Annotated in this window: 20 protein-coding genes and 1 pseudogene; 7 read left to right on the top strand and 14 right to left on the bottom strand. The window is 50.5% G+C overall.

Annotation, left to right across the window (positions count from 1 at the left end; all coding sequences use genetic code 11):
- Positions 1–682: 682 nt before the first annotated feature.
- The 3 genes from A462_RS35315 to A462_RS33775 all read right to left on the bottom strand — a co-directional run bounded on the left by A462_RS35315 (position 683) and on the right by A462_RS33775 (position 4,922).
- Positions 683–928, bottom strand: a complete 246-nt coding sequence (locus A462_RS35315; RefSeq protein ID WP_369124851.1) for a S1 RNA-binding domain-containing protein — start codon at positions 926–928, stop codon at positions 683–685.
- 457 nt (positions 929–1,385) lie between these two features.
- Positions 1,386–2,780 carry a Si-specific NAD(P)(+) transhydrogenase gene (gene sthA / locus A462_RS06475; protein ID WP_008438029.1) on the bottom strand — a complete coding sequence of 465 codons (1,395 nt, stop codon included), beginning with the start codon at positions 2,778–2,780 and terminating at the stop codon, positions 1,386–1,388.
- Between the two features lie 63 nt (positions 2,781–2,843).
- Complete coding sequence (locus A462_RS33775; RefSeq protein ID WP_083853245.1) at positions 2,844–4,922, bottom strand: S1 RNA-binding domain-containing protein; 2,079 nt, start codon at positions 4,920–4,922, stop codon at positions 2,844–2,846.
- A 670-nt stretch (positions 4,923–5,592) separates the two neighbouring features.
- On the opposite strand from A462_RS33775, the gene A462_RS33770 reads away from it, so the two are divergent.
- Positions 5,593–6,801 carry an MFS transporter gene (locus A462_RS33770; protein ID WP_238544262.1) on the top strand — a complete coding sequence of 403 codons (1,209 nt, stop codon included), beginning with the start codon at positions 5,593–5,595 and terminating at the stop codon, positions 6,799–6,801.
- A 111-nt stretch (positions 6,802–6,912) separates the two neighbouring features.
- Here the strand turns inward: A462_RS33770 and A462_RS06480 are convergent, their stop codons facing one another.
- Both A462_RS06480 and A462_RS06485 read right to left on the bottom strand, forming a co-directional pair.
- On the bottom strand, positions 6,913–7,764 hold the full coding sequence (locus A462_RS06480) for a universal stress protein (RefSeq protein ID WP_008438026.1): 852 nt from the start codon (positions 7,762–7,764) through the stop codon (positions 6,913–6,915).
- Positions 7,765–7,775: 11 nt separating this feature from the next.
- Positions 7,776–9,263 carry a SulP family inorganic anion transporter gene (locus A462_RS06485; RefSeq protein ID WP_008438025.1) on the bottom strand — a complete coding sequence of 496 codons (1,488 nt, stop codon included), beginning with the start codon at positions 9,261–9,263 and terminating at the stop codon, positions 7,776–7,778.
- A gap of 309 nt (positions 9,264–9,572) precedes the next feature.
- On the opposite strand from A462_RS06485, the pseudogene A462_RS35310 reads away from it, so the two are divergent.
- The 3 genes and pseudogenes from A462_RS35310 to A462_RS06495 all read left to right on the top strand — a co-directional run.
- Positions 9,573–9,692 (top strand): annotated as a pseudogene (locus tag A462_RS35310) (hypothetical protein); the annotation flags it as partial.
- 38 nt (positions 9,693–9,730) lie between these two features.
- A complete protein-coding gene (locus A462_RS06490; RefSeq protein ID WP_008438024.1) occupies positions 9,731–10,057 on the top strand; it encodes a DMT family transporter in 327 nt (108 codons plus the stop codon).
- A 21-nt stretch (positions 10,058–10,078) separates the two neighbouring features.
- Positions 10,079–10,630 (top strand): arsinothricin resistance N-acetyltransferase ArsN1 family B, encoded by a 552-nt coding sequence (locus A462_RS06495; RefSeq protein WP_032899736.1) that lies wholly within the window; start codon positions 10,079–10,081, stop codon positions 10,628–10,630.
- Positions 10,631–10,653: 23 nt separating this feature from the next.
- Here the strand turns inward: A462_RS06495 and A462_RS06500 are convergent, their stop codons facing one another.
- From A462_RS06500 to A462_RS06530, 7 genes are read right to left on the bottom strand one after another with little or no spacing between them, the layout of a single operon-like run.
- Entirely contained in the window at positions 10,654–11,730 is a 1,077-nt protein-coding gene (locus A462_RS06500) for an ArsO family NAD(P)H-dependent flavin-containing monooxygenase (RefSeq protein ID WP_032899704.1), read from the bottom strand.
- A 37-nt stretch (positions 11,731–11,767) separates the two neighbouring features.
- The gene (gene arsC / locus A462_RS06505; protein WP_008438021.1) at positions 11,768–12,190 is read right to left on the bottom strand and encodes an arsenate reductase (glutaredoxin); all 423 of its coding nucleotides are present in this window, start codon (positions 12,188–12,190) and stop codon (positions 11,768–11,770) included.
- A gap of 20 nt (positions 12,191–12,210) precedes the next feature.
- Positions 12,211–12,924 (bottom strand): arsenical resistance protein ArsH, encoded by a 714-nt coding sequence (arsH, locus tag A462_RS06510; RefSeq protein ID WP_008438020.1) that lies wholly within the window; start codon positions 12,922–12,924, stop codon positions 12,211–12,213.
- Positions 12,925–12,971: 47 nt separating this feature from the next.
- A complete protein-coding gene (locus A462_RS06515; protein WP_008438019.1) occupies positions 12,972–13,442 on the bottom strand; it encodes an arsenate reductase ArsC in 471 nt (156 codons plus the stop codon).
- A gap of 16 nt (positions 13,443–13,458) precedes the next feature.
- The gene (locus tag A462_RS06520) at positions 13,459–14,742 is read right to left on the bottom strand and encodes an arsenic transporter (protein ID WP_008438018.1); all 1,284 of its coding nucleotides are present in this window, start codon (positions 14,740–14,742) and stop codon (positions 13,459–13,461) included.
- A gap of 24 nt (positions 14,743–14,766) precedes the next feature.
- Positions 14,767–15,111 carry a metalloregulator ArsR/SmtB family transcription factor gene (locus tag A462_RS06525; protein ID WP_007247283.1) on the bottom strand — a complete coding sequence of 115 codons (345 nt, stop codon included), beginning with the start codon at positions 15,109–15,111 and terminating at the stop codon, positions 14,767–14,769.
- Positions 15,112–15,119: 8 nt separating this feature from the next.
- Positions 15,120–15,542 (bottom strand): arsenate reductase ArsC, encoded by a 423-nt coding sequence (locus tag A462_RS06530; RefSeq protein ID WP_008438017.1) that lies wholly within the window; start codon positions 15,540–15,542, stop codon positions 15,120–15,122.
- Positions 15,543–15,669: 127 nt separating this feature from the next.
- Here A462_RS06530 and arsN2 point away from each other — a divergent pair, with 127 nt between their 5' ends.
- The 3 genes from arsN2 to A462_RS06545 all read left to right on the top strand — a co-directional run bounded on the left by arsN2 (position 15,670) and on the right by A462_RS06545 (position 17,806).
- The gene (gene arsN2 / locus A462_RS06535; RefSeq protein WP_008438014.1) at positions 15,670–16,134 is read left to right on the top strand and encodes an arsenic resistance N-acetyltransferase ArsN2; all 465 of its coding nucleotides are present in this window, start codon (positions 15,670–15,672) and stop codon (positions 16,132–16,134) included.
- A 72-nt stretch (positions 16,135–16,206) separates the two neighbouring features.
- On the top strand, positions 16,207–16,575 hold the full coding sequence (locus A462_RS06540) for a hypothetical protein (RefSeq protein WP_008438012.1): 369 nt from the start codon (positions 16,207–16,209) through the stop codon (positions 16,573–16,575).
- Between the two features lie 61 nt (positions 16,576–16,636).
- A complete protein-coding gene (locus A462_RS06545; protein ID WP_008438011.1) occupies positions 16,637–17,806 on the top strand; it encodes a DUF3800 domain-containing protein in 1,170 nt (389 codons plus the stop codon).
- A 225-nt stretch (positions 17,807–18,031) separates the two neighbouring features.
- Here the strand turns inward: A462_RS06545 and A462_RS06550 are convergent, their stop codons facing one another.
- Together A462_RS06550 and A462_RS06555 are read right to left on the bottom strand one after the other, a co-directional pair.
- Positions 18,032–18,310, bottom strand: a complete 279-nt coding sequence (locus tag A462_RS06550) for a hypothetical protein (RefSeq protein ID WP_008438009.1) — start codon at positions 18,308–18,310, stop codon at positions 18,032–18,034.
- A 64-nt stretch (positions 18,311–18,374) separates the two neighbouring features.
- The gene (locus tag A462_RS06555) at positions 18,375–18,758 is read right to left on the bottom strand and encodes a hypothetical protein (RefSeq protein WP_008438008.1); all 384 of its coding nucleotides are present in this window, start codon (positions 18,756–18,758) and stop codon (positions 18,375–18,377) included.
- Positions 18,759–18,814 lie beyond the last annotated feature (56 nt).

The raw sequence follows: 18,814 nt of genomic DNA, 5'->3' as shown, positions 1-18,814 counted from the left end.
GTAATAGGGGGCTAACAGGCCGAGGCCAAAAGCCTGAACTGAATTCATTTAGTGGCAAAAAAGCCTTCTCCTTTAAGCTAAACGTGCACCCGTGTTTACAGGAATGCAACAGTGAGCTTAGCTTCAGAAGTGGGCCTGCCTGACTATGGTGGAATACCGAGCTTTCTTATGAATATGGCGCGCACTACCGAGTCCAGGCAATGCATTAAGAAAAGACGGTGATGCATCAGAGCAAAGCTTAAAATTGGCGGCATTAGACCCCCATTTCAAAAATCCAAATACACCAAGCGCAGGAATGCATCAAAGGTTAACTGCTGAGCAGGAATTTCCGGATATACACCAGTCTACTCAGCAGAGAACGAACAGCATTGCCTTGATGGTGATTAGATGACATGTAAAATTACCGTCGTGCGTGGCGACGGTGGAGTGCCAAAAGCCTGCATTCTAAAATGCAAACATGCGGCGCTAAAGCGAGGGGGGATGGCTGTCTAAGGTGGACTAACAACCAGAAAGGAGCAGAAATTCATCATGTTGTCTTTGGATTGCCTGACATTGAATTTGAGAGAATTGTAACAGATATCTGATCGTCTCAGGGAGAAAAATTTGCAAATGCAGCCAATTTTTTACGACTAACCTTGAACCCTAGGGTCTGAATATCCATTTCTTTCGCTATGCGCTAAAGTCATTTGTAATGATACTCAGGTATATCTCTCATACTGAGACTGATTTGACCTCGGTCGTCAACATTGATGACCCTCACAGATATTGAGTCTCCCAAGTTTAGATATTCATACAGCTGACCTAACGGTTGATCGGCAACTTCAGGTAGTTGCAGCGTTCCATAGCATCCATATGGTAAAGATATACAAGCGAAACCTGCCTTTAACCTAAAGACGTGCCCTTGATAAATTCTGCCAGGGATGATCATATCATCTGAGTTTTCTCGAGTGTGGTGTGAAGGCCTATCCTCTTGAGCTGATCCCGGTAGTGAAGTTTTTTGACTGCGTGTGTCTAGATTTTCGGTGGTGGAGGTCTGGCGGCTAAGCGCTGAACAGAGACTATTATGCTCAAGTGTCAACTGCGTGTAGCTTGCATTAGCAAGCCAGTAGTGTTCGTCAAGTTCCAGCTGATAACTGCTGTTTTCAAGTATTAAATTAAATGATCGATTGGAACGTTCAACCTCCAGCCTATTCAACAAATTGCCCAGTAGCTGCCGTCTAGCTAGGAGGTCTTGCCTAGGAGATCTAAAAGTTAGTTTGCGCATCATTTATCCTCTTACTTGGCGCTATAAAGGAAAGTTAGGCACGTGCTGGAAAAGCTCTGAATTATGGATCTACATTTAGCAAATCTCTTTATTAGATTTTCTAGAGCTCCACATGAAACAATTAAAAAAGCCTACTGAGTCCGTCGAACGCGGCGACTCGATAAGCCTCTGCCATGGTCGGATAATTGAAAGTCGTATTTACGAAGTATTTTAAAGTATTTGCGGAGTCTCTTTGATTCATTATCGCCTGTCCAATATGAACGATTTCTGCTGCTTGATAGCCAAAGCAATGTACACCTACTAACTCCAAGGTATCACGATGAAATAGAATTTTTAGCATGCCTACTGGCTCAACGGAAATTTGTGCTCGTGCCATAGACTTGAAAAAGGCTTTACCTACTTCATAAGGTATTTTGGCGTCAGTTAGCTCTCGTTCAGTTTTTCCTACAGAGCTAATCTCGGGTATGGTATAGATCCCTGTAGGCACGTCATTAACAAACCTCCAACTTCCGCTTTCAATCAGATTTTCAGCTGCTGACCGTCCTTGGTCATACGCCGCACTAGCGAGACTAGGCCAACCAATCACATCCCCGGCAGCAAAGACATTCGGGACTTCGGTACGATAGTCCTGGTCAACTCGAATTTGACCACGGCTGTTGGATTCAATCCCGATATTCTCGAGCATGAGATCTTCGGTATTTCCTGAGCGTCCGTTACACCATAGCAACGCGTCCGCTTTGATTTTTTTCCCGGATTTCAAATGCAGGATTACGGAGCCATCAAGTACCTCGATGCTCTCGTACTCCTCGTTGTGTCGAATTACAACGTTATTATTCCGAAGATGGTAGCTAAGAGCATCTGAAATTTCATCGTCTAGAAAACTGAGCAGTTGTTCGCGATTGTCAATTAAGTCAACCATAACTCCTAGCCCACTAAATATTGACGCATATTCACACCCAATCACTCCCGCGCCATAAATAATAAGCTTTCGCGGCGTGTGATTGAGACTCAGAATTGTATCGCTGTCGTATATTCGCGCGTGGGAGAAATCCACATCTGCCGGACGGTAGGGGCGAGACCCTGTGGCTATCACAATTTTCTTCGCTATAAGCGTCTCTACCTCCCCTCCAGCGCAAATTATATTTAAAGTTTGTTCGTCTGCAAAACTAGCTTTGCCAAAGAAGGTATCGACCCGATTGCGAGCGTAATTGCTCGTGCGTGATGTAACTTGTTTATTTATGACTTGTTCCGCACTTTTTAATACGTCTGGAAATGAGAACCAGCGTGGCTCCCCGATTTCTCTAAACATTGGATTGTTGTTGAACTGCATTATTTGGCGAACGGAATGTCGTAAAGCTTTTGAAGGAATAGTTCCAAGGTGGGTACAGTTTCCACCAACTTGAGGACGACTATCCACAACGGCAACCTTGCGGCCATTTTTTGCGGAATTCATGGCAGCACCTTCTCCCGCCGGGCCTGACCCGATAATGACAACATCATAACTGTAAATTGCCACCAAACCTCCTCAATAAAACATACGACTTTTAAATTATTTTTATAGTAATCATCCATGAAAATATTAGTATCTGCTATTGCCAGTGTTCTCATGATGTAACGCCTTGACAGATAGTTGTCCTTGACCATTATGATTGACTGATTCGCACACTACACGAATGCATTCGCCTATCTTGAATTGTTCTCTCACTGGGAGATGAGCATTCAATAATTGCTCACGAGGGAGGAAACCGTCGCGTCCAGGAGACAAATTGATCAATAAACCATTCTCCTGTATACCGCTCACCACGCCCTCAAAAACCTGACCCGGCTTAAGCGGCTTGAGAGTTTTTTGGATTGCGATTATTGCATTTTGCAAACTGTTATCATTACTTGCACTTACTCGAACGGTTCCGTCTGGAAAAACTTCGACATTACTATAAGTTTGCTGACAGATCGCTTTTACAACGCTGCCACCACGGCCTACTAATTGCCCAGTCTTACGTGAGGATATCTTCAGAATCTGTACTCTAGGCGCGAATTTACTCAGTTCTTTCGGAGTGCCAATAGACTCTTCCATAAGTGCAATCAACGAAAAGCGTGCCTGCTTGGCTTGACTCAATAAATCCTGCAATATTTCTCTTGTGAGAAGAGTTTCGCTTCGCAAATCAATGCCAGCAATACCAGTCATGGTTCCAGCGACGGTGCCAACGACATTACAAGAAGCTTTTTCGAGATCGTCGGGATCAATCAGCGGTATAAGTTGCGAGGGCGAACAAATCACACCTACCTCTACTGCGCCGACTACAGAAAATAGCGGAACTCCTGCATCTAACATAGATAGCATTGCCGCGCACAAAATCTCATCCGGTGAACTTGAGTGCATTCCTACTTGTTCTACATCTACTTGGATTACGTAGGGGAATATATCTAATTTTGGCACTACGGATCTCAAGGTGTCGGCTACCCAGCGACCGGTATCTAGAGCACGTGTAGGGCTTTGGCATCCAGCGCCTGTATCATCCGCAAAGCTATGAATGTGCACATTAAAGCTATTCTTTTCTTCAACGTATTGACCATTTAAGGAAGAGTGGTCTCTACCCAAGGTCGTGAGTGCAATCGCGCAGTGATCTCCAACCGTATAACTCGCAGATCCATGCGTTCTCGGAAACAGGTGCGCCTTAACCTTTCTCGTATGAAGCCTGGTAGGCTCATGAACATCACTTGATGATGCTATTTTTAAATAGTGTTCCCTGAGAGTCTCTTGTACGCATTGGCAGAAATAAACGGCTACTATATTTTTTCGGCTTTCATCGATTTCGTTAATGCAGATCGCTATCTCCACCGCCTTTTGTAAGTTGCTCAGCTGACTTGACAGATCTTTTTTTTCAACTTCCTGGAAAATCTTCTTCAGTGATGTTTTAGCGAGAGCTGCAATTTTTCTTTTCAGTGGTGTTTTGACAGTTTTCGTAAAATGCGTATTGCTGGTTGAGTGCTCTATGATCCATTCTTTTATCGAATTGCTTACTCTGCGAATTTCACTCTGCCCAAACTCAATTGCACAAATCAGCTCTGATTCGTCAAGTTCATTGGCATTTCCGCGCACTTGACTGGTTTGTGAAGAGCTTCCGTAAATCCACAGGTCGCATTGCGACTTTTCAATCGTGCTATTACTAGGATTAGTACAGAAAGCGCCATTTATTTTCGCTAAACGCGCCAGAACTATAGGGTCTGCCTGCGGCGTTAAGGTAATTCCTAGCGCGCAACTTGCTGCAATGACACCAGCGACAATCGGCTCGACTTGAGGGTCACGTGAAAAGACCAGCAGGTTTAGCTCTATTCTTAACTCGTGATTATCGGGAAGGGTGCCGTTCAGCATTGACTGGAGCTCTAGAAGTCTGCTCCGATCCGCATTGTTTAGTTCTGCTTGTTGAATTTTTGAGTCATCGGAAATTTGGCCACGCGCATAGCTTCGCTCAACAAACGAAATAACTAAGCCTGGTGGGCGAGACTGAAAAGAAGGGGGGTGCACATGACAAGTTGCCAGGACGGCGCTCTGTCCAACATGAACCAGCACTGAAGAACCAGTATATTCAGCACTAGATCCGAAATCAATAACAACCGGATGTCTGCCAAAACTAAAACGCTTGATAGAACCGCTCATAGATATCCTCTCGCAAACCAAGAATTGAAGGGCTTGGGCGAGGTGACGCTATGGCGCTTTATGCTCCGCTAGAGAGCTTTTAGTAAAGATATACATTGGTGTCTGCCATTCTTTTGCAGGTAGTTTGATTTTTCTGACAGCTGTGACTATACGCCACAAAGGTAATGGTGACAATTTAAAAGGTGGTTGCAGGGGAGCCCCCGAAATGAAATATTGATATAACCTATTGATTTAAAAGCTTTTATTATTTTCTAGTTGGCAGGATTTCTACGCATTGCCCGGAAGGCAGAGTCTCTCCTCATGGCCGATGATAGAGATCTATTATTCATTCTATGAATTGCTCTATCCCCTTCAACTCCACCTCGAAACTCATTATAATTATAGTTGTGCAGCGTACTTTGCTTTTTCTCTAACATTTCGCTCCTGTCGTGGTCTGAGTTGAGTTGGCCGCTTCCGTTTCGGTTTTCAACTGCTGCGAGGTTTTAGGTTGAATGCACTGTTTATTTTACCTTGGCGGTTTTGAAAATTCATTTACGCGATAGATGCGGTACTAGCTTTAGCCTTCGTCGCTTTGTGATAATTATTCATGGGCGGGCGGAGTGTAAAGATACTATTTGTGCTCAGGTGATTTTATGATGCAAGGCCTTGCGAGAAATAGAATGCGAGATATATGATGTATAAATATTTAAAATTTGTCAGATTAAATTGGAATGGTCTTTTATTTGGTGCCATTCTCATGGCCACCTCTAGCTTTGGGCAAACTTATTTTGTCGCGATTTATAGCGGCAGTTTTAGAGATTTTTTTTCGCTTTCCGATGGAGAGCTTGGTGCTATATACGCAGTGGCCACACTTTTAAGCGCGTTAACCCTACCCTGGGTCGGGCGCCTAATAGACCGAACGTCACTATTTCGCTATACCCTTTTCGTCGCCATTGGCCTTGTATTGGCATCGTTAGTTACTGCTGCCAGTGTGGGGATTATAACTCTAGGAATTGGCTTTTATTTATTGCGATTGAGCGGTCAAGGGTTAATGGTTCATACCGCTATGACTGCAACAGCTAGGAAATTTCCAATTGATGCAGGAAAAGCACTTGGTCTGATTGCTTTGGGGTTAGCACTAGCTCAAGCGCTAATGCCATTGGCAGCGGTAGGAATGATTGATGCAATCGGGTGGCGCTGGGCATGGATCGTGAACGCCGTGGTCGTCGCAGCGATAATGGCTTTTGCCTTAAGACTAATTCCTACCACTATTTCCATACAAAAAAAAGAAAGCAATAGAACCACTGCCCCCCCCATCAATCTTAGGTTATGGCGAGATCCACGAATTCTACTGACATTGCCAATTATTTTGGCCTCACCTTTTATTACGACTGGGTTCTTCTTTCATCAGGCTCGGCTGTCCGAAGAGATGAACTGGAGTATCGCTTGGGTTGCAGGGTGGTTTGTTGTTTATGCACTTACTCAAGCCTTATCTTTGATAGTTTCTGGCCCAATATTGGATCGTTATGGCCCAGTGCGAATTCTGCCCTTTTTCATGGCGCCGCAAGGTATAGCGATGGTGATGTTGTACTTGTCTAGTTCTGTATGGATAGCTCCTCTATACCTAGTATTGACGGGAGTCTCTTCAGCAGTCGCGTCAACATTATCTACAGCTTTGTGGATGCAATTGTATGGTCAAGGGCAGCTAGGCCGAATCAGATCTTTGGTTGGAGCTTGGAGCGTAGTCGCTAGTGGTGCTTCACCTGTAATCATGGGTGTACTTATCGATCAGGGTATTACTCTTAGGCTTCAAGCGCTGGGTTGCCTCGCATTTATTTTGATTGCCAGTTTGCTTTCCACTAAAGCGTTATTTTTAGAGCGCGCAGATTATCAATATTAACAAAATCTAATATTTTAGATAACAGGATCTAATTCTGCGCGCTAGTGCGGGCTTCACATGCTGATCATGGAATTTCTCATTTGTAAGAAACTCCACGACCCAGGATCGATCTTAGCGAAGCAATAGCACCGGTATAGTTGCCGTTCGCAACATTGTTGTAGTTGTGCTGCCTACCAGAAACTGCCGGATGCGTGAATGCCCATACGCCCCCATGACAAGGAGGTCAATGGCGTGCTCGGCTTGATAAGCATGCAGAACTGTCTCTACCTCGCCTGGTCGAATCTCGGCTTGAACCATCAGGCCGGACGAGGCAAGTGCACTTCGTGCATTCTCAAGCTCGCTCTGGTTGTCTTGAGAGTCTGCTCCGACCATAACGATATGAATCGTCAGGCCTTCGCACAGTGGGCTTGCAGCAAGCATTTGCACGGTTTTATGGGCGGTGGGGCTGCCGTCAAATGCGAGCATAACCTTTTCGGTTTTTTTAAACTGGCTGGTTGTAATTAGGATGGGCCGATGGATTGTTCGGACAACAGCTTCAATCTGGCTTCCAAGACTGTGAGCGTTGTGTTTGCTGTCTTCACCCACTCTCCCGATAACCAGCAGTCGTATATCGTCCTGAAGGTCGCTCAGGCTTTCGACAAGGTGACCGTGTCGCTGCTTCATGTCAGGCGCGATAGCGCCGGAGATGACAGTCCGCTCGCGAGCCTTTTCAAGCATATGTTGCCCTTGCTCCAAAGCGAGCTTGGCACGTTGGGCGTCCAGCGTGGCCAGTTCCTCCAGTAGATGCTCTCTACTCCCGAGACCGATATTGCCGCTGAGGTCAGCGGATGCCGGGTATTTTTCTTTATCCAATACATGGAGCAAGGTCAGAGGGGCATTGAGTTGTTGCGACGCCCATGCTGCGTAGTCGCAGACTGCTAATGAGGATTGTGAGTTATCAATGCATGCCATAACGTGGGTCATTGTCTTTCTCCTTAGTGGCTCATGAGCTTGTCGATAGCGCCAGGTTTGTCATGAACGCCAAAGCGGTCAACGATTGTCGCGCTGGCCTCATTCAGGCCCAGCACTTCAACCTCGGCGCCCTCGCGACGGAACTTGATCACCACTTTATCCAGCGCTGCGACAGCGGTGATATCCCAGAAATGCGCCTGTGTAAGATCGATGGTGACCTTGTTGAGTGCTTCCTTGAAGTCAAAGACTTCAGTGAACTTGTCCGCAGAGCTAAAGAACACCTGGCCCACGACGTGGTAAGTCCGATGTGACTCCGCCTCTTTAAGCGCGCTCTTGATATCCAGGTAGTGTCCGACCTTGTTTGCAAAGAACAGTGCAGCCAGAAGCACGCCAACCAATACCCCGTAAGCTAGGTTATGCGTTGCCACGACCACCACGACGGTCGCGACCATGACGAGATTGGTCGACAGCGGGTGCTCTTTTAAGTTACGCAGCGAATCCCAGCTGAAGGTGCCGATGGAGACCATGATCATCACGGCGACGAGTGCTGCCATTGGTATCTTGGAGAGCCATTCGCCTAGGAACACCACCATCAATAGTAAAAAGATGCCGGCGCACAGTGTAGACAGCCGGGTGCGGCCACCAGATTTCACGTTGATGATCGACTGGCCGATCATCGCGCAACCCGCCATTCCGCCGAGCATGCCTGCGGCGATGTTGGCCACACCCTGACCTTTGCACTCGCGGTTTTTGTTGCTGGTGGTATCGGTTAGATCGTCGACGATGGTGGCGGTCATCATTGACTCGAGTAGACCCACTACGGCCAAGGCAGCCGAGTACGGGAATATGATGCGCAGGGTTTCAAAGTTCAGCGGGACTTCTGGCCACAAGAAGATTGGCAGCGTGTCAGGCAATTGGCCCATGTCGCCCACAGTGCGGATATCCAGGCCCAGGTAAATCGCGATAGCAGTGAGGGTCAGAATGCACACCAGTGGCGACGGAATCAGCTTGCCGATCTTAGGCACATACGGGAACAAGTAGATGATTCCTAGGCCTGCTAAGGTCATGGCATAAACATGCCAGGTGACGTTGGTGAGCTCAGGTAATTGAGCCATGAAAATCAGGATCGCCAATGCGTTTACGAAACCGGTGACTACCGACCGTGAAACGAACCGCATCAACGAGCCAAGCTTCAGGTAGCCGGCAAGGATTTGAAGTACGCCACATAGAAGGGTCGCGGCCAGCAGATACTGAAGTCCGTGATCTTTTACCAATGTGACCATCAGGAGTGCCATCGCCCCGGTAGCTGCCGAGATCATGCCAGGTCGACCGCCGACGAACGCGATGACAGCACAGATACAGAAGGAGGCGTAGAGACCGACCTTAGGGTCGACGCCTGCGATGATGGAAAAGGCGATGGCTTCCGGGATCAGCGCAAGCGCGACCACTATCCCCGCGAGCACGTCTCCACGGATGTTGGAAAACCAAGTTTCTTTGAGTGTTTGCAGCATATAAATATCCAAGGCAATGCACCACATGCGGGCCGGGCGAATGGCGAGCATGTCGATACGATTCAATTGTGAAGGTTGTTCGAGAGTGCTTTGGGTGTAAAAACCGGGCACACAGAATACGCAGCCGCGAGCGAAGCCAGCGGAGCGAGGCGTTGCGAGGGGGCGTAGCGCTAAGGCGGCGTAGGCTGCCAGTAGATCGTTTGGAGTACAGTCATGCTGGTGTTCCTGTAGCTCAAAGGTAAGGCTGAGCAATAAGTATACAGCTGAGTTATCGTCGATTGCTACCAGCCGACTCGATTGGCTGGTTTCCTAGGACTCGCTATGATCGGACTAAATTGGACGACAGCATTGAGCGGAGCTGCTACTGCCGTGTGCAACGGGGGGCCAAGCTTGGGCACAATCATCGGGTTTGTCGGTAACTTTTCATCATGAGCCGAGGGCATAATTTTTCATTAAGGATGGTATTTGTGGGTTGGATTTTTTTGTTACTAGCCGGCGGTTGTGAGATTTTTTACGCAGCTGCTATGCCCCGCACCGATGGCTTTACCCGGCTCTGGCCGAGCATCTTTTGTGCAGTGTTCATTTGCCTGAGCATGTATCTCCTGTCATTGGCTACCCGCACTATTCCGGTCGGTACAGCCTACGCAGTATGGGTTGGGATCGGAGCGTTAGGTACGGCTGTGTATGGGATTTTGGTGCTGGCCGAGGATCGCAGCGCAATGCGAATCTTCTGTTTTTTTCTGATTTTGGCCGGAATTGTTGGACTCAAGTTTCTCTCGGCAAAAGAACACTAAATTGAAACGGGGATGACCTGCATGGCCTTGATAATCCGTACGGCGGCGGTAGCAGACGCTGTAGCTATCCAGGGCATTTACGCTCCCATCGTCTCAAGAACGGCGATCTCATTTGAAGAGACTCCGCCAAGCGCTGAGGAAATAGCTCAGCGGATAGCCACGACACTTCAGACATATCCCTACCTTGTGGCCGAAGAAGATGGGGAGATCAAGGGCTATGCCTATGCAAGCCAACACCGCGCACGCCCGGCCTACCGATGGGCAGTTGACGTGACGGTGTACATAGCAGAGTCAGCTCGCCGTCAGGGTGTTGGCCGTGAACTCTATGAGACCCTGCTTCCGATTCTTGAAAAGCAGAGATTTCGAGCAGCATACGCCGGAATTGCTCAGCCCAATGAAGGCAGTGTGGGTCTGCACGAGTCGCTCGGATTCATGCACATCGGCACATATCCGGAGGTAGGCTTCAAGCTTGGGGAATGGCACGACGTAGGCTACTGGCGGCTCGGCCTGTGCCAGGCGACTCCGCCACTGGAGCCAATTATTTTTCCCGAGCTTAAAGCCGCATCGCAGTAGTCCACTCGAATTTTAGGCGTGAGCTATCGTGCTGCATCTGTGAGATAGCTTTGCACTTGCTTGACTACATCCCGAGCGGTGCGGGTTACTCCGATCAATGTCGCAGAGGCTAGTCCTGTCCAATCGCCATAACCCACCAGCCACAGATTGGGTGAGGCAACACTCCGGTTTTCGTCCACGGCCACTTTTCCATCCTGGCCTACAATCCCTAGGCTGTTCAGATGGTCGAGTGCTGGAGAAAACCCCGTGCACCAGACGACGACATCCACCGCTGTTTCGTCTCCTGACGACCACACAACGCCTGTTGAAGTGAAGCGCTTGAATGGTCGTACGGCACTCAGCACGCCGCGTTCGCGAGCGTCCCTGACCGACGGAACCATCACGATGTCTCCGAGCCCTCCTGGCGGCTGCTGAGGTTCCAGGCCCTCCTGCTGCGCCTTCAATCGAGCAGTAGCTCGTTCGAACAGGACGCGCCCATCAACCTCATCAGGTAGAAACTTTGGGACTTCTTGAGTTACCCAGGTTGCCTGAGCCACTTTGGAAACCTCGGCGTAAATCTGTGCTCCCGAGTTGCCACCACCCACGACAAGGACGGTTTTCCCCTCAAACTCATCCGGCCCAACGTAATGAGCGGAATGAAGCTGCTGCCCTACGAACAACTCCTGTCCGGGATAGCTCGGAGTAAATGGGCGGCTCCAGGTGCCTGTTGCACTGATAACCGCTTTGGCATCCCAGTTTCTATCCCCGGAGACAACCCGTAATCCTTCTTCGATTTTCTCGACACGGGTCACCCTGGTGGATCGGATGATGGGGAAGTCATATCGACGCTCGTACAGAGTCAGATAGTCGATAACATCATCACGGTGAGGTGTTTCTTCTGATACGGCAGGCATCGGCCAGCCTGCAATCGAGCTCCATGCCGATGGAGAGAAGAGTCGCAGCGAGTCCCAGCCATGCCGCCAGGCTCCTCCTGGTGCCGACTCCGCATCGAGCAGCACGTAAGACAAGCCTGACCGCTTCAAAAAATAAGCGACTGTCAGCGCGGATTGACCACCGCCAATGACCACTACATCAAGTTTCGAATTCTGACCCACTAGCATCCTCCAGGCTCAATCGCGGCACCTCACCGTCGTCGTATCAGACTCTGCGACCGTGCTCATCAATGACGACTTGTCCGTCTTCTTTGACGAAGCTGCCGCGCTGCTCGTGCGGCAGAAGGTCGAGGACTGCCTCTGACGGACGACACAAGCGTGTACCCAAGGGCGTCACGACGATGGGGCGATTGATCAGGATGGGATGAGCCATCATGGCATCGATGAGCTTATCATCAGTAAGTGACGTATCGCCGAGTCCCAACTCCTCGTAGGGAGTGCCTTTGATACGAAGCAGGGCTCGCACCTCGATACCCATATCCATGATCAACCTGACAAGCGTGGTGCGGTCAGGTGGGGTCTGTAGGTACTCGATAACAACCGGCTCTTCTCCGCTGTTGCGGATCAACTCCAAGGTGTTGCGAGAGGTGCCGCATTCGGGGTTGTGGTAGATCGTGATCTGGCTCATATCGCTTCCTCGTGCTGACGTTAGATGGAGCGCTGGTTGACGCGTTTGGACAGCTCTTCGGCTGACTCTTTACGCTCGGAGTACCGATCAACTAAATAATCCTGGCGATCCCGCAACAGCAGCGTGAACTTCATCAACTCCTCCATCACGTCCACCAGTCGGTCGTAATACGAGGACGGTTTCATACGACCTGCCTCGTCGAACTCGGTGAACGCCTTTGCCACCGAAGATTGGTTTGGGATGGTGAACATCCGCATCCATCGACCCAGTACGCGCAGCTGATTGACCACGTTGAAAGATTGCGAGCCGCCGCAGACCTGCATGACAGCAAGGGTTTTGCCTTGCGTAGGTCGTACAGCGCCAATCGCCAGCGGAACCCAGTCAATTTGGGCTTTGAATACTGCACTCATGGAGCCGTGACGCTCAGGGGAGCACCACACCTGTCCCTCAGACCATTGCATCAGCTCGCGCAGCTCAGCGACCTTGGGATGTGTATCGGGAGCGTCATCCGGAAGCGGCAGACCCGATGGGTCAAAGATCTTGGTTTCAGCACCAAACTCATTCAGCAGGCGTGCAGCCTCTTGCGTGACTAATCGGCTAAATGAGCGCTCTCGCGTTGATCCATACAGCAGAAGAATGCGAGGTTTATGGAGCGAAGGCGTGCGAGGCGACAGTTGCTCCAGCGACGGAATGTCGATCAGGTCGGCGTATACGTTCGGCAATGTGTCTTGCATATAAACTCCTACGGCGGCGCCTGGTTGGGTGCCGCCTCGGTTGATCTTTAAAGCGAACCGATGCGGTTCAGTTCAGCTTTCAACTGTTCAGCGCTGATGGTCTTCAGTGGCAGCGCAAGAAATGCGCTCACGCGCTCGTGAATTTTGGCCAGTGTGGTTTCAAACGCTGCGGTGATCTCGGCTTCCGACCCGCTAGCGTCAGACGGGTCGGCCAGACCCCAATGCGCCTTCAAAGCTGGCCCAAAGAAGATTGGGCATGCCTCACCCGCTGCCCGGTCACAGACAGTGATCACGATGTCTGGAGGCGAGCCTTCAAAAGCATCCGAAGCCTTGCTGCTCAAGCCCGCAGTGGAGATACCCGCCACCTCCAGCGTTTGCAATGCCCGTTGATTCACCCGGCCACTGGGAAAGCTTCCTGAGCTGACCGCTTCTACACCCTCAGGCGCCAAGTGGTTGAACAGCGCCTCGGACAGAATGCTGCGGCAGCTGTTGTGGGTGCACATGAACAAGACTTTCATCAGGCGATTCCTTGATTCAGAAACTGAGGCGCAGTGCCAGGGCGGACAATGTGGCGACGAGGATGGGCACGGTCAGTACGATCCCGGTCTTGAAGTAGTAACCCCAGCTGATCGTTATGTTTTTCCGGGCGAGCACGTGCAGCCACAACAGAGTTGCCAAGCTCCCAATTGGGGTGATCTTCGGGCCCAAGTCGCAGCCGATGATGTTGGCGTAAATCATCGCTTGCTGGACTACACCATCGACTTCGGCGGCATGAATGGATAAGGCGCCTACCAAAACGGTGGGCATGTTGTTCATGATCGAAGACAGCAACGCTGTTAGCAGCCCTGTACCTAGGGACGCGCCCCAAACGCCATAACCGGCGAACACGTTCAGGATCTGCGCGATGTGGTCGGTCAGGCCGGCGTTCTTCAGGCCATAAACAACCAGATACATACCCAAAGAAAAAATCACCACCTGCCATGGCGCCTCTTTGAGCACCTTGCTTGTGTTGATGGCGTGACCACGAGCCGCGATGACGTAAAGAATGAATGCACAGACCGCTGCAATGGCGCTGATTGGCACCCCCAATGGCTCAATGACAAAGAAGCCGATCAGGAGTAGTGCCAACACCCACCAGCCGGCTAAAAAAGTGGCCCGGTCGTGGATTGCCTCGTCCGGATTGTCCAGTTGGTTGAGGTCATAGGTCTTTGGTAAATCTTTGCGGAAAAACCACAGCAGCATGGCTAATGTCGCCGCCACGCTGACGATGTTTACCGGCACCATGATCGAAGCATATTCGTTGAAGCCGATATCGAAGTAGTCGGCAGAAACGATGTTGACCAAGTTGGAAACCACCAGCGGTAAGCTCGCCGTATCGGCGATAAAACCGGCTGCCATAACGAATGCCAACGTAGCAGCAGGAGAAAAACGCAGCGCCAGCAACATCGCGATCACAATGGGTGTGAGGATCAATGCTGCTCCGTCATTGGCGAACAGGGCCGACACCGCTGCGCCCAGCAGGACGATAAATGCGAACAGCTTACGGGTGCTCCCGCCTCCCCATCGGGCCACATGCAGCGCAGCCCATTTGAAAAAGCCTGCCTCATCAAGCAACAGACTAATAATAATGACCGCGATGAACGTTCCGGTAGCGTTCCAGACTATGCGCCAAACCTCTGGTATGTCGGCAAGGGTAACGACACCTGCCAGCAACGCCACGATGGCACCGAACATCGCACTCCAGCCAACCCCAAGTCCCTTGGGCTGCCAGATGACAAGGACGATGGTGGCGATAAAGATCAATACGGCAATCAGCATTTCATTAATCCGGTTGGGCGTGAATCAGCTACACACGGCTTGGTTGATCGGACGGTCGTTCATGCCGCAGAGGCGCTTAGCCTCGGTTTCCAGCCATTGCTGATTGGCGTCTACCACTTCCTTCAAAACTGCAGTCACCCACGTGGGCAAATCAGGATTCAGCCGGTAGTACACCCATTGGCCTTGGCGACGATCCAACAGCAAACCGGCAGAGCGCAGCAGCGCCAAATGACGAGAAATCTTCGGCTGACTCAGGTCGAGTGCTGCCGTTAGCTCGCAAACACACAGCTCACCTTCACTCACGACAAGCAGCGAAATTTTTGCTCGGGTGTCATCCGCCAGGCACTTGAATAAGGTGGTGGGGTTCATGGGTTCTGTCACAGATCCTCCAGGTGTTTGGTCTTGACCAAAACGAAGAGCTTGATGCGCTCGTGGATGTCGTGGAGCGTGTGGCGAAATGCGCCAGGATCATCGCTAGTTACTGGGTCAGGAAAATCCCAGGCAATGACTTCACCTTCATTGGGCATTGGTAGGCACTCGCTTGCGGATTTATCACAAAGAGTAATTACGTAATCGAATCGATCAGCTTGAAATTCGCTGATGGACTTGCTGCGCAGGCCCGTTGCATCGACTCCAACCGCCTCCAATGCTTGAGTCGTGCGCAGATCAACCTCAGACGGTTCAGACCCTGCGCTGAAGGCCTCGAAGTGCGGGTCGGTGTGACGCAGCAAGGCCTCTGCAAGCTGGGAGCGGGCTGAGTTGGAAACGCACACGAAAAGCACTTTGATAGCAGGGGTCATGACTGACTCGATGCATATGGAAAAACGAATATACGATTTTGCAGATATTCGGTAAAGCGAATATGATGATTGCCGCTTAGCTTGATCCGTAGCAGTTCATGCAAAGCAGCACAAAGGAGATAAAAGGATGGAGGAGGAGATGATGATCCAGGCAAAGGAATTAGCCGGAGGGCAATGGCGGCGCTTTCTCGACGCTCTGGAATCTGCTGATCTTCCATCAGACGATATTGATCTTCCGAACCGAGCCTTTTTCGAATTCACACGGGGTGGTGAGACTGTTGGATGGGGAGGGTTTGAAACGCATGGGGCAGATGGATTGCTGCGCTCCCTGGTCGTGGAGCCGGCGTACAGATCGAAAGGGGTTGGGGCTGAAGTGCTTCGAGTCATTGAAGCAATAGCTGCGAACCAGGGAATCGCTCGATTTCATTTGCTGACAACAACTGCTTCAGGCTTTTTTAAGCAGCAGGGCTATGCAGTAAATCAACGAGGCTCTGCGCCACCTCTTATTTCTCAGACGGAGCAGTTCAAGGGGCTTTGCCCTGGCTCGGCGTGCTACATGTGCAAAGCATTATCTGCGAATGCACGAAAGTAGCTGATCACCTTGGTGATGGCTTTTAGCCTCGATGCCAGCTAGATTTGGAGCTTTCTACGATCAAGGATGGATATGAAAAAGCTCATCGCAGTCATGGGGATGTGTGCCGCACTTGGCGGTTGTGCTACTTCGCACTACACCGCAGGCCGAGACTTTCCGTCGGCCAGTGTAGCGAGCATCACCAAAGGCAAAACGACGACTACTGAGTTGGAGTCCCTGTTTGGTGAGCCCTATGCCAAGAGTGCTGTCAGCGAGACTGACGAAAAGTGGATCTACACCTACACCAATGGCTCAGCCCATGCCCAAAGCTACGTGGTCACCATGAAGGTGACGACTACGGGCACCCAGAAAACTCTCGACGTCTTGATCCGAAATGACGTGGTCATCAACTACACGTTCAGCGAAGGCCCCGCTCCAGGCAGTACCACTGCGACGAACTAAGTTCGCCACCTTGCCATTGGGCGACCCGCCGCACTCAGTACGTTGTTGATGGAGCAAGCTCATGGACAGAACGTATGCATTCGTGGATGAGTCCGGGAATTCCGACCTTGATACGTCAAAGGGAGGAAGCTCGGGATTCTTCATCGTGTGCTCCATTCTGGTAGCAGAGAAAGATCTGGAAGCTGCTTATGCCCAAGCTGAAGCACTCCGCATGCGTCATTTTCAAACAGGCGAGATCAAATCTAGCAATCTGAAGCCCAAAGATTCAAATCGCCGTGCCCGAATCCTCAACGAGCTAGCTGAGCTGCCATTCAAGCTCTATTTCACCGTCGTTGATAAGTCTCGAATTCACAAAGACGGCGGCCTCCGTATCAAGACCTCGTTCATAAAATACGTGAACGGGTTGCTCTATGAACGTTTGTTCCGCGCATACCCTGACCTCCAGATGGTCGTAGACGAACATGGTGGCCAGGAATTTCAGGAGAGCCTCAAAAGCTACGTTGCAGAACGATTCGTGGACGACCTATTTGGCGATAAGGATGCATTCCAGACGATGGCCAGTAAGGACAACGTTTTGGTTCAGGTTGCAGATTTCTTCGCTGGCTCAGTCGCTCAGATCTACGAAGAGAAAGCTTCGGAAGAAGCAGTTCTTGCCTACAAGAAAATCCTCCGCAGCCTGACTCTTGGAATGCTTGAGTGGCCATCCAAGTACCAGTATCTTCTGCCGCCGCCGACGGATGAATCTGGGTATGCAGACTACCAGGTACACCAAGAAGCTCTCCGCCAGGCCGACCGTTTTAGCGAGCGCGTTGGTAAGCACCCCGATGAAGATGAGCGACTGCAGCTAAGCATCTTGAGGTTCTTGAGATTCCAGAGCGAATTCGTCACCAAGGATTACGTGCTGACTACGGAGATCATGGCCCATCTAAAAGATAGCGGACTGGGAGAGGTAAACGGCCAGAGAATCCGCTCCAGTGGCATTGCCAAACTCCGCGATGCGGACGTCATCATCACAAGTGCGGCGAAGGGCTACAAAATTCCCCAGACACGGGCGGACATCAACGACTTCCTAGAGCGGGCATCCGGCATCGTCGTCCCTCTTCTCGAACGCGTTAAAAAAGCGCGCGATGTGTATCGGCTGAGCAGTCGAGGAGAATATGACATCGTCACTGCAAACCTTACTGAGCTAGCCAGGCTGCTTGCCGCGCTTGAGGCATTTGCGGATGACTGAGATCTAGAGAAAGAACTGAACATAACGAGCCTGCAACACTCGGTAGCATAGGCAAGCGGAGCGCGCAGGCCTTCAGCCGAAGACGTGAGGATGGAAGCCCGCTAGGGCCAAGCCACGCAGGGGCTTGGTATACGACAGCCGTCCCCAAAAAGGGGCACGCAAGAAACCCTCGGCAAGCGACTCAACGCCCATTTGTAGCGATCAAGGCTTATGAAAAACGCCCAATCAAAAGTCCTTCTTCTCCTCCGTCAGCTCAACGTCACCCAATGACCCCAAGTGAATTCGTCGACAAGGTAGCTCGACAAGGAGACCTTGCTCAAAAAGCAACCGAGGAAGCTCCCAAAGCAATTCGGTGATTTCCCAAGTTTCCGTAACAGCAGATACGGTCTCGGCAACGAATGCGCCAAGGTCGAAATCTTGGGTCGCTACAAACGGCCCTTCCCGGCTGTAGGCGTCAAAGATACCGGAAGCAATGGAGAAGACCTCGCCTTTCTTCAGGAGCATGAATCCACCTTGATCCCAAAGTCACAACAGTAGGCCGAGACATTCCCTCCCTCCCGATGAAATATCACTGCAAGATCCGAGGGGTCGGATGGTACTGCCCCTTAGTGGTACGCAAAAAATCACGCAAGCTGGCGCGGCCATTTTGGCGCTGAAAAGTCGCTAGGACATAACGGCTATTCTCGGTGGTCATTACCCAAAACCGCCCCTCACGCTCAACTTTCAGAACGTCAGAAGTCCGAATCAAATGACCATCTCCAAACCGCCCATACTGGTCTTTTCTCTTGTGGCCAAAAACAACACCGATGCCTGCGCGAGACCTGATGGAAACACCGCATAGATAGGCGGTCACTGGCACATCAAAGCCTTGCTCCTGAGCTTTTATAATTCGTTTTAGATCAAAATCTGTATGGCGCTTTCCGTGAAAATTGACATCAATGGTGTCGAGCATATATGCGCTCCAATGGGCAGTCCATATGGCGTTATCACGAATCTCCCACGCAACCA

Source organism: Pseudomonas sp. Ag1, from assembly GCF_000278565.1.
Classification (GTDB): domain Bacteria; phylum Pseudomonadota; class Gammaproteobacteria; order Pseudomonadales; family Pseudomonadaceae; genus Aquipseudomonas.
This window is presented reverse-complemented; position numbering and strand designations above follow the sequence as displayed.

Coding starts and splice junctions, on each gene's coding strand:
- A462_RS35315 (WP_369124851.1), bottom strand. CDS start 928: ATGATCATCCCTGGCAGAATTTATCAAGGGCACGTCTTTAGGTTAAAG.
- A462_RS33775 (WP_083853245.1), bottom strand. CDS start 4,922: ATGAGCGGTTCTATCAAGCGTTTTAGTTTTGGCAGACATCCGGTTGTT.
- A462_RS33770 (WP_238544262.1), top strand. CDS start 5,593: ATGATGTATAAATATTTAAAATTTGTCAGATTAAATTGGAATGGTCTT.
- A462_RS06480 (WP_008438026.1), bottom strand. CDS start 7,764: ATGACCCACGTTATGGCATGCATTGATAACTCACAATCCTCATTAGCA.
- A462_RS06485 (WP_008438025.1), bottom strand. CDS start 9,263: ATGCTGCAAACACTCAAAGAAACTTGGTTTTCCAACATCCGTGGAGAC.
- A462_RS06495 (WP_032899736.1), top strand. CDS start 10,079: ATGGCCTTGATAATCCGTACGGCGGCGGTAGCAGACGCTGTAGCTATC.
- A462_RS06500 (WP_032899704.1), bottom strand. CDS start 11,730: ATGCTAGTGGGTCAGAATTCGAAACTTGATGTAGTGGTCATTGGCGGT.
- arsC (WP_008438021.1), bottom strand. CDS start 12,190: ATGAGCCAGATCACGATCTACCACAACCCCGAATGCGGCACCTCTCGC.
- arsH (WP_008438020.1), bottom strand. CDS start 12,924: ATGCAAGACACATTGCCGAACGTATACGCCGACCTGATCGACATTCCG.
- A462_RS06515 (WP_008438019.1), bottom strand. CDS start 13,442: ATGAAAGTCTTGTTCATGTGCACCCACAACAGCTGCCGCAGCATTCTG.
- A462_RS06520 (WP_008438018.1), bottom strand. CDS start 14,742: ATGCTGATTGCCGTATTGATCTTTATCGCCACCATCGTCCTTGTCATC.
- A462_RS06525 (WP_007247283.1), bottom strand. CDS start 15,111: ATGAACCCCACCACCTTATTCAAGTGCCTGGCGGATGACACCCGAGCA.
- A462_RS06530 (WP_008438017.1), bottom strand. CDS start 15,542: ATGACCCCTGCTATCAAAGTGCTTTTCGTGTGCGTTTCCAACTCAGCC.
- arsN2 (WP_008438014.1), top strand. CDS start 15,670: ATGGAGGAGGAGATGATGATCCAGGCAAAGGAATTAGCCGGAGGGCAA.
- A462_RS06540 (WP_008438012.1), top strand. CDS start 16,207: ATGAAAAAGCTCATCGCAGTCATGGGGATGTGTGCCGCACTTGGCGGT.
- A462_RS06545 (WP_008438011.1), top strand. CDS start 16,637: ATGGACAGAACGTATGCATTCGTGGATGAGTCCGGGAATTCCGACCTT.
- A462_RS06550 (WP_008438009.1), bottom strand. CDS start 18,310: ATGCTCCTGAAGAAAGGCGAGGTCTTCTCCATTGCTTCCGGTATCTTT.
- A462_RS06555 (WP_008438008.1), bottom strand. CDS start 18,758: ATGCTCGACACCATTGATGTCAATTTTCACGGAAAGCGCCATACAGAT.